The sequence below is a fragment of the Pseudomonas sp. LS2P72 genome (assembly GCF_054897865.1).
On the sequence record NZ_CM142708.1, the window covers coordinates 4,394,125 to 4,407,949 of the forward strand.

Sequence of the window (13,825 nt, forward strand, 5' to 3'; positions counted from 1 at the left end):
TTGCCCGCCAAAGTGGACAGCTCTTCGGTGGTCGAGACAGTCCGGCCGATGATCTTGCTGTTGCCTTCGGACATGCAGGCAATCAATCCCCCTAAGCCAACTGCGGATTGGTTTGCTGAAAGGGTTATCGACTGGCACGAGTGGTTAATGAAGCGAATGTCCATACGCGCATGTCTTACGACATGCGGTATGTTTTTTCGGTTTTGCGGGTGCCCGAATCAAGCTGCAGAGAAGAAGTAGCGCGTCAGGTGAAAGAAGATTGGCGCTGCGAAGCAAATCGAGTCCATCCGGTCGAGCATGCCGCCGTGACCTTTGATCATGGTGCCCCAGTCCTTGGCGCTCAAACTGCGTTTGATTGCCGACATGACCAGACCACCGAGGAAGCCCATCACCACGATGACGAACGACATCATCAGTGACTGCCAGAAGCTGAAGGGGGTCATCCAGAACATGCAGCCGCCAATCAGCGTTGCAGAGAGGCCGCCACCGACCAGGCCTTCCACCGTTTTTGACGGACTCACCAGCGGCGCTACCTTGTGCTTGCCGAAGAGCTTGCCGAACACGTACTGCAACACGTCACTCAACTGTACGACGAACACCAGATAGAACAGCAGCAGCGCGTTTTGACCGGCGAACCCTTCCAGATCCAGGAGCAAAAGCGCGGGCGCATGGCTGATGCAATAAATGCAGATCATTACGCCCCACTGGATTTTTGCCGTCCTTTCCAGGAAGCCGTCAGTGTCCTGACTCAACACCGCAATCGCCGGTAACAGCAGAAATGAATACACCGGAATCAGCAGCGTAAACATCGAATACCAATGCGTACCGATCAGAATGTATTGCAGCGGGATCAGGATGAAAAACGCTGAAAACAGGGCGTTATGGTCACCTCGTCGGGTCGGTGTCAGGGTGATGAATTCCCTGAGCGCGAACAGCGAGATGAAACCGAAGAGGACGACCGTTGCATTACCGCCCAGCAGGTAGGACACGAAGAAGATGATGACCATCCCCCACCAGGCATTCACGCGCTGATTGAGGTTTTCGATGGTCGAGACAGCGCTTTCTGTGTTGGCCCGCCGGGCCAGCAATCGACCGGCCAGCGAAGCAATCGCCAGCAAGCATGCCAATCCAAAAAAGAACCACAAAAACTTTGCGTCAAGACTCATTTCGACAGCCCCACAATGGCGTTACGCGCGCGTTCCAGAAACACCTGTTTGTCTTCGCCCGCAATCCTTTCCATCGGATTGCCGATACGGATCGTGCAGATGATCGGCAAAGGGACGTGTTTGCCTTTGGGCATGGAGCGATGAAGGTTTTCCAGGTAGATCGGCACCAGGTCGACATCGGGAAAGGTCTCGGCCAGCCGGAAAAGACCTGATTTGAACTCCCCGGGCAGTGCCTCGGATGAGCGAGTGCCTTCTGGAAAGAAGATGATCGAATGACCCGCCTGCACCACATCGAAAATGGGCTCCAACGCGTTTTTGCCGGGCGCCGGTTTACGGTCAATCAGCACAGCGTTCAGGCCTTTCTGGGAGATGTACGACAGAAATCTGTTTTTCCCCCAGTAATCGGCAGCGGCGATCGGTTTCACATTTAACCTGGCCTCGGGCGGCAGGGCTGCAATGATGGCCAAGGTGTCCATATGGCTGGAGTGATTGGCGAAATAGATTCGCTGACGCGTGAGATCCGGCGGGCTCTCCCACCTGGCCGTGACGCCAATCAGCAGTCGAAGAACAGAAATCAGCGCATTACTGATCCACATGGTCGGCCCCTTTCAGTTGCTTGGCGATCGCCAGCGTTCGTGTGACGCAGGTGGCGACTGAGCCAATGGCGATGACAGCCAGCGCGATCAGCAGTACGTAGTGAGTGCCATAAACGTTTGCTTCGACGGCATTCAGCAGCAGTCCTGCGGTCATTACGGCCATTCGATGTTGCTTGGCCATAGGGCCGATAAAGGTCTGCTTGAGACCGATCGAGCCGCCGAACACCCTGACATAAGCAGTCAGTGCCGCCGCCAGGGCAGCAAACCATCCGAGGTCGGATTGCCCAATGGCATACCCCAACCCGACGATCAGCAGGCTGTCGGCAATCCGGTCCGGGAATTCGTTGTAGAGACTGCCGATGTCGGACTTCTTGCCGCCCTCTATCGCCACCATCCCATCGAAGAGGTTGCACAGCAGGCGCAACTGAATGCCGATCGCGCAGCAGATCGATCCAATGACACCGCTATCAATATTGAGCGCCATGACGCCGGCAAGCGCGAAGGCGATGCTGGCGACAGATATCTGATTGGGGGAAATGTCTCTTTTCACCAGAATGTCGGTGATGCGTCTTGCCCAGCCCGCAGAGCGCGTCTTGATGGGCCTTCTGTTGTCATCCACTAGCCAATATCCCTATAAATGATGAGTTACAACGTGTTGCATTGTAATGGCGAGTCGAGCTGACTACACCCAGCAGTTGAAGACTTTGCCAACGAACCTGCCGATTCAAACTGCGACCACTCGTAGAAAAGGCCAGCGAGCCTGATAACTCCGGGCCTTCTGATCGAACAGATCGGGTTGATGATTCACCGGATTGATCCGTAAAAGCCCTTCTTCGACATCGCTCAGACCGTAAGGCGCGTACACCTCGCCGGTCACTACATCCAGACCGATACATGTCCCCAGGATCAGATACCGATCGATGCCATCCTTTGCCGACTGAAGCTTGGGATACGCCCGGCCGAACCGCTGGCCGTACCAAAGGTGAACCCGTGCCTGGTTCTTGATTTCGATGTTTAAGTCGAGGTCGTGAAAGAGCTTCCGGGCGGCGATGATGACTTCATTCTCGGCCTCCCAAGACACGTCTTCATCAAAGTAGAAAACGTCGTAATCCTTGATACCCCAAGCGGCGGGAAGCCCGGCTTGATGATTCCAGACCGCCTGAAAAAGGCAGCCCGCCGTCAACATGCATTGGTCCAGGCCGAGCGAAGGCAAGCGCCGGGCAATCTCGGCGTTTGCCGGATTGGCCATCGCGATCTCAATCAACGTTTCAGCGGTTAACGTCATGTTCTCTCCATGGGATGCATCAAATCCTGGGGGCTGACGATACCTTAAAACCGCCTGACGAAAGACCGGGCACTTGGGTTTCACTCAACCCGGCAGACCGCTACAGTGGCGCGACCGACACCTGAGAAACGATGAACATGGATGCACTTCACCAAGGAAGTTGCCTGTGCGGCACAGTGAACTATCGAGTGGCCGCCGAGCTGAAAGCGGTTACCCATTGCCATTGCAGCCAATGCCGCAAGAGCCACGGGGCAGCATTCGCGACGTATGCAAGCGCGCCCAGGTCGGCGATTACTATCGTTGCGGGTGTCGAGACGCTGAAAACCTTTCACTCGTCTGAGGGCGTCGACCGACAGTTCTGTGGCGAGTGCGGCTCTTCGCTGTTCTGGTCTGACTCCAAAGGTGAGTATTCGGACTGGATGTCAGTGGCGATAGGCACGCTGGATACACCGTTCCTGAGTGAAAAACAGAAACACGTGTGTGTTGCATCCAAAGCGCCGTGGTACGCAATCGAGGATCGGTGGCCGCGGACCGAGTGAGCGCTTTCGGCCAAAAAGCGAAAGCACATGAGGTACATTGATACCTGATCCCGAATTCACTGATGGGAGGGACCGTATATGACGACTCGAACTGAAACCGCCATCCTGGCCGGCGGCTGCTTCTGGGGCATGCAGGATTTGCTGAGGCGTTACCCCGGCGTGCTGTCCACGCGGGTCGGCTACTCGGGCGGCGATGTGCCCAATGCGACTTACCGCAACCATGGCACGCACGCGGAAGCGATCGAGATTGTGTTCGATCCGGACCAGATCAGCTATCGCCAGATCCTCGAGTTTTTCTTCCAGATCCACGACCCGACGACGACAAATCGTCAGGGCAACGATGTGGGTATGAGCTATCGCTCGGCACTCTTCTACCTCAACGATGAACAGAAGCAAGTGGCCGAGGACACGGTGGCCGACGCTGATGCATCCGGCTTGTGGCCCGACAAGGTCGTGACTGAAATCGTGCCCGCAGGCCCGTTCTGGGAGGCAGAGCCCGAACATCAGGACTACCTCGAACACTATCCCAACGGCTACACCTGTCATTTCATTCGGCCAGACTGGAAACTGCCCAAACGAGCGTGATGTCTCGGCCGGTCCAGCCTGTTGCGGAGGACCAACGTTTGTCCGTCATTTTCAGCCCGACCGGAAGATTTGTAACGCTGTGTATTTTCGCGGGCGATCTTACACAGCGTTACACAACCACTGAATCAGGACACATACGCAGTACATGAAGGTGAAAGAGTGGGCGGCGTCGAACATCTGGCGTTCTGCGATGAACCCAGGCTAAAGAGCCCAACACCCCAGCAGGAACCACCTCATGATCAATGAAATCGATACCGTGCTTTATACCGGCAAGACCCACACGACCGGAGGCCGTAACGGCGAGGCGCGAAGCGACGATGGACGTTTGGACATCAAGCTTTCTGCGCCTGGCTCGTCAGGGAGCGGCACCAATCCCGAACAGCTGCTGGCTGCAGGTTGGTCAGCCTGCTTCATCGGTGCAATGGGTAAGGCGGCTGTGGCGTTGAAGGTGACCCTGCCGAGCGACGTCGCCGTCGATGCCGAAGTAGACCTTGGCAAGACCGAAGACGCCTTTTTCCTCCAGGCGCGCCTCAATGTCAGCCTTCCGGGTCTGGACCCTGCTCTCGCTCGGGCGGTGGTGGATGGCGCCCACCAGCGGTGCCCGTACTCCAAGGCGACCCGTGGCAACATCGACGTCACGATCAATCTGGTTTAACCAAAGCCCCCCTTGCCGCCTGCCTTCCCGGCAGGCTGCACTGGCCACGCCGCTCAATCGTCCTCATGCAACTTGATACCGCGGGCGTGAAGCAGATGCGGGATCACCAGCACCAGCAGCGTCAGCGCGAGGAACGCGGCCGATATCGGTTGCGTGACAAACACCAGCCAATCCCCCTCGCTGATGGACAACGCATTGCGCAGCTGCTTTTCAGCCATAGGCCCCAGCAGCATGCCGACGATCACGGGCGCAACGGGGAAATCGAAACGACGCATCAGCACCCCACCCCAACCGATCGCCAACATCAGCAACAGGTCGAAGGAAGAGTGACGCATGCCGTACACGCCGATGGTGGCAAACACCAGAATGCCGGCGTTCAGGTACGGCCGGGGAATCTGCAGGAGCTTGACCCACAGCCCCACCAACGGGAGATTCAACACCAACAGGATCACGTTGCCGACATACAGCGAAGCCACAAGGGTCCAAACCAGTTCCCCAGAAGTCTGGAAGAGCATCGGCCCCGGTTGCAGGTTGTAGTTCTGGAACGCGGCCAACAGAATCGCCGCGGTGGCGGACGTCGGGATGCCGAGCGTCAGCAAAGGCACCAAAGAACCCGTCGCACTCGCGTTGTTGGCCGCCTCGGGACCGGCAACGCCCTCGATCGCCCCTTCGCCCTTGTTGCCCGCAAACTCTTTCGGGTACTTGCTCAGTTTGCGTTCCGCCGAATAGGACAGGAACGTCGGAATTTCAGCGCCACCGGCCGGAATCGACCCGAATGGAAAGCCGATCAACGTGCCCCGTAGCCAGGCCGGGACCGAGCGTTTCCAGTCAGAGCGCGACATCCACAACGAGGTCAAGCGGTGCCGACCGGACGCTTCTTCTTTTTGATACAGCAGGCTGTACAAGGCTTCACCTACGGCAAACAAACCGACCGCGACGAGCACGACTTCGATGCCATCCACCAACTCCGGCACCGCCAGGGTGTAGCGGGCAATGCCCGAGGTCGAGTCCAGGCCGATCAAGCCGATGGTCAGTCCAATCCCGAGCGAGACAAAACCACGCAGCATCGAAGCGCCGAGTACCGCAGACACCGTCGTGAAGGACAGCACCAGAATCGCGAAATACTCGGCAGGACCAAATTTGAGCGCCAGCGTGGCAACAATCGGGGCAAACAACGTCAGGAACACCGTCGCGATGGTGCCGGCAACAAATGAGCCTATCGCGGCCGTTGCCAGGGCCGGTCCTGCCCGGCCGTTGCGCGCCATGAGATTGCCTTCCAGGGCCGTGACCATGGAGGACGATTCACCGGGCGTATTGAGCAGGATGGAAGTGGTCGAGCCGCCAAACTGCGCGCCGTAATAGATGCCGGCGAACATGATCAAGGCGCCCGTAGGGTCAACCTTGGCGGTAATCGGCAGCAGCAGTGCAACGGTCAGCGCCGGTCCAATACCCGGCAAGACACCAATGGCGGTGCCGAGCAAACAGCCGATAAAGCCCCACATCAAATTAATCGGTGTCAGCGCAGCGGAAAAACCAATGGCCAGGTTCGCGAGAGTTTCCACCTTGTTTACCTCCTTCGGCCCGGGTCAGATCCAGGCATTGACGAGGGGCGGCAGGGAAACCCCTAGCCCGGCGTTGAACAGCCAGTAAATCGGCAGGGTCAAGGCAATGCCGATAGCGAGGTCCTTCACCGGACGACGACTGCCAAACCCCCGCGCCGAACAGGCAAACAGCAACCCGGCGGCCAATACGAAGCCGATGAGGTTAATCAGCACGGCCACCCCCACCAGTCCCACCGTCACCCAGGCTGCGCCGGATTTGCCGCCGGGCAGCGCTTGGGCAGCTTTGTCGCTGTGGTCTGCCAGCTCGCGAAAACCACCGGTGACGGCCTGGTAACACAGCAACAGACCGACAATGCCCAGGAACGCCGCGACTGCGTACGGATAGACGTGGGCCCCCAAAATGACGAACCCCATCTCAGGAGGAAACCGGAATGCGCCCACCGCCAACACGGCGCTGATGGCAATCACTCCGACGCCGATCGCCAGTTGCACCGGCACGATTGCGCGAGGCTGAGTCATTTCGAAACCAGCCCGACCTCGACCAGCATCGCCCGCAGTCGCACATGCTCTTCGTCGACGAATGTGCCGAACTCATCGCCGGTCAGGACGTTGGGTGACCATTTGTTGGTGTCGATATTGTCTTTCCAGACCTTGCTGTTGGTGGCGGCCACGACGGCGTCGATCACTTCTTTGCGCTGCTCGGGCGTGAGGTTCGCGGCACCGTAAACACCGCGCCAATTGCCGATGGTCACGTCGTAGCCTTTCTCCTTGAGGGTCGGCGCATCGATGCCTTCAACGCGTTCTGGCGCGCCGATGGCGAGTACACGGAACTGGCCATTCCTGATGTATTGGCCAAGCTCGGCATAACCACCGGTGATCACCTTGATCTGCCCGCCCAATGCCTGAGCAACGACTTCACCCCCGCCCGCGAAGGCGACGTAATTCACCTTGTTGACCGGCACACCCATTTTCGCGGCCAATTCGGCAATGCCGATGTGATCGATCGACCCCTTGGAGCCACCGCCCCAGGAGATACTGGTCGGCTTGTCCTTGAAGACTTTCAGCAAGTCCTCCAGGGTTTTGAATTCGGACTCCTTGCGGACGGCAATCACGTTGTATTCGGTAAACAGCCGGGCAATCGGCGTTACGTCCTTCAAGGTGATTTGCGGTTTGTTCTGTTCAATGGCAGTGACCATGATCGCACCGACAACCAGCAGCGCATTCGGATCGCCCTTGGTGCTGTTGGCGAACTGCGCCAGCCCCAACGTCCCCCCTGCTCCGCCCTTGTTCTCGAAGGTGGTGGATTTGGCCGTGTTGGCCTCGATTAAAGCCTTGCCGAGAACCCTGGCGGTCTGGTCATAGCCGCCACCCACAGAACCCGGAGCCATGAACTTGACGGTGTCCAGCGCAAAGGCTGGTGTCGCCAGTGCAGCAGCGGTAACGGCCGTTGCGATGCAGTGGCTGAATCGACGGAACAAAGCGGACATAAGTTGTCTCCCGATTGCATTGTTTTTATAGGTGCCGGGTGAACGCCGAACAGGGCGAACAAACCCTGCTCAATGAACACTGGCCTGCGGATAAGCGTAGGCCATGGTTAGGGAGACAGCATTTAACCAATTCGCTATCGTCACTCGCCTATGAACCGGCCAAGCAAACTATTGATATTCAAACATCTACTTCTTCAGAAACATTTGCTCGGCGCAGTGCTGAAAAATGTCGGACTATTCTAAAAACCCTCTGCGGTGAAAACTCGTCAGGACACACGTTGATCAATGATCTGCAACAGGAGGCTTGTCATGAAAGGCATGCTCGGCAGCATTGGATTGTCACTGTTACTGGCTGCAACGGCGGCGTTCGCGCATCACGGCTGGAGTGAATACGATTCCAGCAATCCCCTGCAGCTGAACGGCACGATAGAAGAATCCGGTTACTCCCATCCGCACGGCTTCGTGCGTCTCAAAACACCAGACAAAACCTGGAACGTCGTCCTGGCACCGCCCTCGCGCATGGAAAACCGCGGCCTTTCCCGGGACATGCTGAGTGTGGGTAACACGGCCACCGTGGTCGGCTATCAGAATCGAAACAAACCCGATGAAATGCGCGCCGAACGCATCACGGTCGACGGCAAAACCACAGAGTTGCGGTGATGCAGGACAGCTGGCTGGACTGGGTGGGTGACTCGCAACTTGGCGCGGCCATGCGCGGCGACCTGTGGCTGTATCCGATGGTCGAGGTGGTTCACATCATTGGGTTTACGGTGCTGGTCGGCTCTGTCGTGATGTTCGATCTGCGGGTGCTCGGGCTGTCGAAAGAGATTGCGGTGACGGCCCTGGCTCGCCACCTCCTGACCTGGTCCGTCCTGGCCCTGCTATTGATCGTGCCCGCCGGGCTGATGATGTTTTCTGCCCATCCCCATGACTTCGCATCGAATGACATCTTCATCTTGAAGCTAAGCCTGATCGCTACTGCCGGGCTCAATGCTGCTCTTTTCCACGTAGGGGCATACCGCTCGGTCACCCAGTGGAACACGGGCACGGCGGCGCCTGGAATCGCAAAAATCCAGGCGCTGCTTTCGATTGGGTTATGGGTCAGCGTCATTCTCTGCGGTCGGCTGTTGGCGTACACCTGATCATCAGGTATTGGTCTTCAACTTGGTCCACAGACGAGTCGTCAACCTTGCAATGGCTGCGGGGAGTTCCTCGACGGTAAACAACTTGTCCAACACACGTGTCGGCGGGTAAATCGCCAGGTCCTGCTTCACGGCCGGAACAACATACTGATCCGCCGCAAGGTTGGAGTTGGCGTAATGGATGCTGTTGCTGATGTTGGCAATGACTTGAGGTGTCAGCAGGTAGTTCATGTAGGCGTAGCCATTCTTCTCGTGCGGCGCGCTCTTGGGCATGACCACCATGTCAAACCACAACGTCGAGCCTTCGTCAGGAATCGAATAGGCGATGTCGATGCCGTTGTTGGCTTCCTTGGCGCTGGCGGCCGCCTGCACGATGTCGCCATTGAAACCGATCACCGCGCAGACATTGCCGTTCGCCAGGTCGCTGATGTACTTGGAGGCGTGGAAATACTGGACGTAAGGTCTGATTTTGAGCAGCGCCTGCTCGGCTTTCTTGTAATCCGCCGGATCGTGACTATGCGGCGGCAGCCCCAGGTAATTCAGGGTGATCGGCAGGATCTGCGTAGGGTTATCGATAATCGCTACGCCGCACTGGCTCAGCTTCTTGATGTTGTTTTCATCAAAAAACAGATTCCAGGAACGGGTGACATCGGTGTTGCCGAAGATCGCCTTGATCTTCTCGACGTTGTAGCCAATACCCGCCGTGCCCCACATGTACGGATAACCGTATTGGTTGCCCGGGTCATTGACCTCGAGTTTTTTCATCAGCGCCGGGTCAAGGTTTTTCCAGTTGGGCAGCTGGTTTTTATCGAGTTTCTGCACCGCCCCGGCTTTGATCAATCGGGACAGAAAATGGTTCGAAGGGCTCACCACGTCATAGCCGGTATTGCCGGTCATCAGCTTGGATTCCAGCACTTCGTTGCTGTCGTGAATGTCGTACGTTGCCTTGATCCCCATCTCCTTGGTGAACGTGGTCAAGGTGTCGTCGGCGATGTAGCCGTTCCAGTTTGAAATATTGACGACTTCGTCAGCGTAAGTGGCTGCCGACAACGTCGACAGCACGACCATCAGGGAAATGTTATTGACGCGCATGTTCAATCACCGAGTGTTTGTTGAGTTTTTATTGTTTGATCGCCGGGTGTTCTAGATTTCTGTTTTGGCCCTGACCGCCTCCACGCGCATTCGAAGCATGGCACCGATATCGAGCAAGGGGCGCGGCGGCAGCCAGCCCGGTTGGGCCCTGCGCATCACCGATTCGAGGATGGGCGAGCTGTCACCCGACGCCAGTTCGGCGAGCAAGCGTCCCCACAAGGTGCCGCGTGCAACGCCCGAACCATTGCAGCCGGCCACCGCAAACACACCTTCGTCGACCTTGGCGAAATAGGGTTGCCCAGTGCGCGAAGCGCTCAAGTGCCCGGTCCAGGTGTATTGAATGTCCTGCTCGTTCAAGAACGGGAAGCGTCGCTGCAAGCCGAGCACATGGTGTTTGCGACGGTGCAGCAGCTCACTGTTGGATAAATCCCGAGAACGGTATTCCGCCGTGTTGCGGATCATCACCCGGCGGTCCGGAGTCAATCGCACCGTGGCGCCCAGTGGCCGGGTGGACAGCACGCCCCAAGGCTCAACCGCGCCGATGGACTTGAACTCGGCGTCGCTGAGCGGCCGTGTGAGGCTGGCGCTGAGTTCCATCGGGAACGTCCCGCTGTCTTCTATTCCGGAGCGCGGAATGAACGCGTTCAGGCACACCAGGACTTGCCTGGCCTCGATGCTTCCATCGGTGCCATTGGCGCCAAACCGCCCTTTGCCCAAACGCTCCAGGCCAGTGATATCGGTGCTCTCAAACAGGGTCACGTTGGCCGGCAGCGTATCCAGCAGGCCTTTCACGTATTTCGCCGGTTGCAGCAGTGCGTTGCCATTGCCGCACCAGATCGCGGCCCGGTAATGCGCGGTGCCCAGTTTTTTGCTCAGCGGTTCACCTTCCAGAAACTGCGCAGAGGCGCCGACAGCGCGTAGCGTTGCCAGTTTGGCCTCCACATCGGTCAACTTGCCGGGATCGTTGACGGCGAAGAAGTAGCCCGACTCCCTGAATTCACAGTCGATACCGAGACGGGCAATGCGCTGGCGCACTTCGTCACTGGCGGCACGGGAAATCGAGGTATCGACTTCAAAACCGGCAAACCCCGGGTTGCCGATCAGCTCATCCTTGGCCGGATGTTCGTGCCCCACCACGAAGCCCGAATTGCGCGCCGAGGCGCCCTGTGCGGCCCGTTGTCTGTCGACAATCACGATCCGCGCCTGAGGGTGCATTTCAGCGAGTGTGTGCGCAGCGCACAGCCCGGTGATACCGGCACCGACAATCAGCCAATCGGCTTTTTGTGTGCCTTTGAGAGCATCGCGAGCGGGTGAACTCCCCGCCTGCGCAATCCAGCCACATACATTGGTCATGCATCACCTCGTCTGCCTGTCGTTCTGCAAGCACCGCACATGACGTCATCGCATGAGCATTTCCGGTTGGCGCTGGCTAGAGCTAGAATCTATAAGGCCTGTAGTGATACAACCAACGTTATAAAATCATCGAGCTATTCAAAAAACGCATGGATAAAATTCACCACGTTCCTTCTCTCCAGGCCTTGCAGGCGCTGGTCGAGGTCGCAGGCTCGGGCAGCTTCACGCAAGCGGCGCAAAAGCTGTGCCTGACCCAAAGCGCAGTGAGCCGAAAAATCCAGCAGTTGGAGAGCCACTTCGACTTGCCGATGTTCGTGAGGAATAGCCGCAGTGTTCGACTGACACCGGAAGGCGAACAGGTGCTTGCGACCGCCCGAAGTATTCTGGCGCAACTGAAAACCCTTGAAGATCGGCTGACACCACAAAAACGACCCTTCCGCATACGCATGCATGTGTCGCTGGCGGTTCGATGGTTGCTGCCAAAGTTGAGCGAGTTCTATCGAAGTCATCCGCAGGTTTCGCTGTCGATCGAAACCGTGGCCACGGAAGTGGTGGAACCGGCCATCGACAGCGACGCCTACATCCTCTATCTGCCCGAGCCGTCCGGCGATCGTGACTGCCTGACGTTGTTCGAGGAGGCGCTGGTGCCGGTGTGCGCCCCAAGCCTGGGCAGCACCTCCCAGCCGTTGGAGTCGGTGGCTGATCTCATGCGTTTCCCGCTGTTGCATCGCTCGGCGGACAAACATGACTGGTTCCGGTGGCTACAAGCCAATGGCGGACAGTCACTCGAGGACTACCGCCACATCCCCTTCAACCTCGACGAGTTGGCGCTCGATGCAGCGGCGCGAGGGCTGGGGGTCGCCATGACTGACCTGACCCTGGCAGGCGAATCACTCGAACGCGGTGTGCTCGTCGTTCCGTTCGGCCATCCCTTGAAGACCCGCGGCATTTACGCCTTGAACCTGCAACCTTCCGCCGCTGCTCATCCAGCCTGCTCGCTGATCATGCAATGGTTCGCCCAACAGGCCGAACAGCCAACAGGCGAAGTTTGACCATCAGGAATTGACCACTACGTTCCGCGCCCCAACCCTTCTGTCGCATTGGCAAAAGCAGCGCTCGCCTCTTGAACCAGCCTGCGCCATTCAGCGCTGTTGATGAGTCCGGTGCGCTCCATCTCATCAGCAGCCCTGAGCAACGCGTCATATTGCTCTTCGGCATCCATCCGGATTTCGGGCACTTTCAGGAGCTGATACCAGGCCGCCAGGGCTTCGCTCTTTTGATCACTCATGCTCAAACTCCCAAAGACAGTCTTCGTTTTGAAGTTTTTTCATGGGTGGCGTTCCTCGCTCCCGACATACGGCAGGCAGGAACGCGACCACCATCGAGCTGCCGTCGAGCCACCTGCCTTTGATCTCCCACGCCAAAGCAATCGTTGACCTGATTCTCGACGCCGCCGGTCACCCACCGTCACTTCGGCGCCGTTTCGTTTCAAAATTGTCATTCAATCCGCCTCTGAATAGAGGGAATCATCATGAAAATGTTAATCCTCGGTTTTGCTGCTCTCCTCGCCACGGGTTTTGCGTTTGCCGATACCCAGACCACCGAACCCGTCATCCACGACAAGACCGGTTTCTTCGTCCACCTGGATATTGCCAAAGACCTGTCCAGCAATATCATCACGCAAGATTGCGGCATCGTCCCCGCGCAGCTGATCTACCTCGACCATCAGGGTCGCAAGCACGTGCTGGATTACCAGGTCCAGGGCATGGATTGCATTGGTGACAATTGATCGAGCGGCTTTAGTCACCGATGATCGGGCTAAATTGGCGCCACTGGCTGACCTCTGTAGCCCGCCGCTGCGACAGGTATGTTGCTGACATCGAACCAGGCAAATCCCATGAACATCCTCGTAGTCGAAGACGAACCGAAGACCGGTAACTACCCGCTCAATGGCCTGCAGCGTTCGCAGCAGCGAGGGCCTCACCTTCTTCGAGCTGTTTTTCCGGCGCAGCAATTGGATGAATGAGGCAGTTGAGCAAGAACCTGTGGCGAGGGGATTTATCCCCGTTCGGCTGCGAAGCAGTCGTAATCCAGACAACTTAGTCTGTCTGAAAAGACGCTGGGGCCGCTTCGCAGCCCAACGGGGATAAATCCCCTCGCCACAAATGTGGACGCCCGCGCTTAAGTGAACAACATTACCGACGTGTACCGGGCTTTTTCCTTTTCTGCACTTTTGACCGGATCGGACGGATCAAAAAGCTACTCCAACTGAAATGGCCAAAAACGCCACCCCCCTTGAGCAGTTTTGGCATAGGCCGAAATCATCACTGTGTCTAGACTCACCCCCATATAACAGTGCAAAA

The 13,825-nt window shown here is 57.6% G+C and carries 18 protein-coding genes and 1 pseudogene; 9 read left to right on the forward strand and 10 right to left on the reverse strand.

What is annotated here, in order from left to right:
• Positions 1-218 precede the first annotated feature (218 nt).
• The 4 genes from ACYZUA_RS20030 to ACYZUA_RS20045 all read right to left on the reverse strand — a co-directional run bounded on the left by ACYZUA_RS20030 (position 219) and on the right by ACYZUA_RS20045 (position 3,047).
• Positions 219-1,166 (reverse strand): phosphatidate cytidylyltransferase, encoded by a 948-nt coding sequence (locus ACYZUA_RS20030; RefSeq protein ID WP_461960292.1) that lies wholly within the window; start codon positions 1,164-1,166, stop codon positions 219-221.
• On the reverse strand, positions 1,163-1,762 hold the full coding sequence (locus ACYZUA_RS20035; protein ID WP_461960293.1) for a lysophospholipid acyltransferase family protein: 600 nt from the start codon (positions 1,760-1,762) through the stop codon (positions 1,163-1,165). The genes ACYZUA_RS20030 and ACYZUA_RS20035 overlap by 4 nt, the downstream gene beginning before the upstream one ends.
• A complete protein-coding gene (locus tag ACYZUA_RS20040) occupies positions 1,749-2,381 on the reverse strand; it encodes a CDP-alcohol phosphatidyltransferase family protein (RefSeq protein ID WP_461960294.1) in 633 nt (210 codons plus the stop codon). The genes ACYZUA_RS20035 and ACYZUA_RS20040 overlap by 14 nt, the downstream gene beginning before the upstream one ends.
• Before the next feature lie 105 nt (positions 2,382-2,486).
• The gene (locus ACYZUA_RS20045; RefSeq protein ID WP_461960295.1) at positions 2,487-3,047 is read right to left on the reverse strand and encodes a nucleotidyltransferase family protein; all 561 of its coding nucleotides are present in this window, start codon (positions 3,045-3,047) and stop codon (positions 2,487-2,489) included.
• A gap of 137 nt (positions 3,048-3,184) precedes the next feature.
• On the opposite strand from ACYZUA_RS20045, the gene ACYZUA_RS20050 reads away from it, so the two are divergent.
• The 3 genes from ACYZUA_RS20050 (at position 3,185) to ACYZUA_RS20060 (ending at position 4,826) form a co-directional block, all read left to right on the forward strand.
• Positions 3,185-3,586 (forward strand): GFA family protein, encoded by a 402-nt coding sequence (locus ACYZUA_RS20050; RefSeq protein ID WP_461960296.1) that lies wholly within the window; start codon positions 3,185-3,187, stop codon positions 3,584-3,586.
• Between the two features lie 78 nt (positions 3,587-3,664).
• A complete protein-coding gene (gene msrA / locus ACYZUA_RS20055) occupies positions 3,665-4,171 on the forward strand; it encodes a peptide-methionine (S)-S-oxide reductase MsrA (RefSeq protein ID WP_461960297.1) in 507 nt (168 codons plus the stop codon).
• Between the two features lie 235 nt (positions 4,172-4,406).
• Positions 4,407-4,826, forward strand: a complete 420-nt coding sequence (locus tag ACYZUA_RS20060) for an organic hydroperoxide resistance protein (protein WP_461960298.1) — start codon at positions 4,407-4,409, stop codon at positions 4,824-4,826.
• 53 nt (positions 4,827-4,879) lie between these two features.
• Here the strand turns inward: ACYZUA_RS20060 and ACYZUA_RS20065 are convergent, their stop codons facing one another.
• From ACYZUA_RS20065 to ACYZUA_RS20075, 3 genes are read right to left on the reverse strand one after another with little or no spacing between them, the layout of a single operon-like run.
• Positions 4,880-6,388 carry a tripartite tricarboxylate transporter permease gene (locus ACYZUA_RS20065; RefSeq protein ID WP_461960299.1) on the reverse strand — a complete coding sequence of 503 codons (1,509 nt, stop codon included), beginning with the start codon at positions 6,386-6,388 and terminating at the stop codon, positions 4,880-4,882.
• A 24-nt stretch (positions 6,389-6,412) separates the two neighbouring features.
• Positions 6,413-6,907, reverse strand: a complete 495-nt coding sequence (locus tag ACYZUA_RS20070) for a tripartite tricarboxylate transporter TctB family protein (protein WP_461960300.1) — start codon at positions 6,905-6,907, stop codon at positions 6,413-6,415.
• Positions 6,904-7,875, reverse strand: a complete 972-nt coding sequence (locus ACYZUA_RS20075; RefSeq protein WP_461960301.1) for a tripartite tricarboxylate transporter substrate binding protein — start codon at positions 7,873-7,875, stop codon at positions 6,904-6,906. Before ACYZUA_RS20075 ends, ACYZUA_RS20070 begins: the two co-directional genes overlap by 4 nt.
• Before the next feature lie 309 nt (positions 7,876-8,184).
• Between ACYZUA_RS20075 and ACYZUA_RS20080 the strand changes: the two genes are divergently transcribed.
• The gene (locus tag ACYZUA_RS20080) at positions 8,185-8,535 is read left to right on the forward strand and encodes a DUF6152 family protein (RefSeq protein ID WP_461960302.1); all 351 of its coding nucleotides are present in this window, start codon (positions 8,185-8,187) and stop codon (positions 8,533-8,535) included.
• Complete coding sequence (locus tag ACYZUA_RS20085; protein ID WP_461960303.1) at positions 8,535-9,017, forward strand: DUF6644 family protein; 483 nt, start codon at positions 8,535-8,537, stop codon at positions 9,015-9,017. The genes ACYZUA_RS20080 and ACYZUA_RS20085 overlap by 1 nt, the downstream gene beginning before the upstream one ends.
• Before the next feature lie 3 nt (positions 9,018-9,020).
• On the opposite strand, the gene ACYZUA_RS20090 is transcribed toward ACYZUA_RS20085, so the two are convergent.
• The gene (locus ACYZUA_RS20090; RefSeq protein WP_461960304.1) at positions 9,021-10,109 is read right to left on the reverse strand and encodes a polyamine ABC transporter substrate-binding protein; all 1,089 of its coding nucleotides are present in this window, start codon (positions 10,107-10,109) and stop codon (positions 9,021-9,023) included.
• A 51-nt stretch (positions 10,110-10,160) separates the two neighbouring features.
• On the reverse strand, positions 10,161-11,462 hold the full coding sequence (locus ACYZUA_RS20095) for an NAD(P)/FAD-dependent oxidoreductase (protein ID WP_461960305.1): 1,302 nt from the start codon (positions 11,460-11,462) through the stop codon (positions 10,161-10,163).
• 149 nt (positions 11,463-11,611) lie between these two features.
• On the opposite strand from ACYZUA_RS20095, the gene ACYZUA_RS20100 reads away from it, so the two are divergent.
• On the forward strand, positions 11,612-12,514 hold the full coding sequence (locus ACYZUA_RS20100; protein ID WP_461960306.1) for a LysR substrate-binding domain-containing protein: 903 nt from the start codon (positions 11,612-11,614) through the stop codon (positions 12,512-12,514).
• A 17-nt stretch (positions 12,515-12,531) separates the two neighbouring features.
• Here the strand turns inward: ACYZUA_RS20100 and ACYZUA_RS20105 are convergent, their stop codons facing one another.
• Positions 12,532-12,750 (reverse strand): hypothetical protein, encoded by a 219-nt coding sequence (locus ACYZUA_RS20105; protein ID WP_461960307.1) that lies wholly within the window; start codon positions 12,748-12,750, stop codon positions 12,532-12,534.
• Positions 12,751-12,830: 80 nt separating this feature from the next.
• Here ACYZUA_RS20105 and ACYZUA_RS20110 point away from each other — a divergent pair.
• The 3 genes and pseudogenes from ACYZUA_RS20110 to ACYZUA_RS20120 form a co-directional block, all read left to right on the forward strand.
• Positions 12,831-12,929: pseudogene (locus ACYZUA_RS20110) on the forward strand (alpha/beta hydrolase); the annotation flags it as partial.
• Positions 12,930-12,993: 64 nt separating this feature from the next.
• Complete coding sequence (locus tag ACYZUA_RS20115) at positions 12,994-13,251, forward strand: DUF2790 domain-containing protein (protein ID WP_461960308.1); 258 nt, start codon at positions 12,994-12,996, stop codon at positions 13,249-13,251.
• Between the two features lie 108 nt (positions 13,252-13,359).
• A complete protein-coding gene (locus tag ACYZUA_RS20120; RefSeq protein ID WP_461960309.1) occupies positions 13,360-13,488 on the forward strand; it encodes a hypothetical protein in 129 nt (42 codons plus the stop codon).
• Positions 13,489-13,825 lie beyond the last annotated feature (337 nt).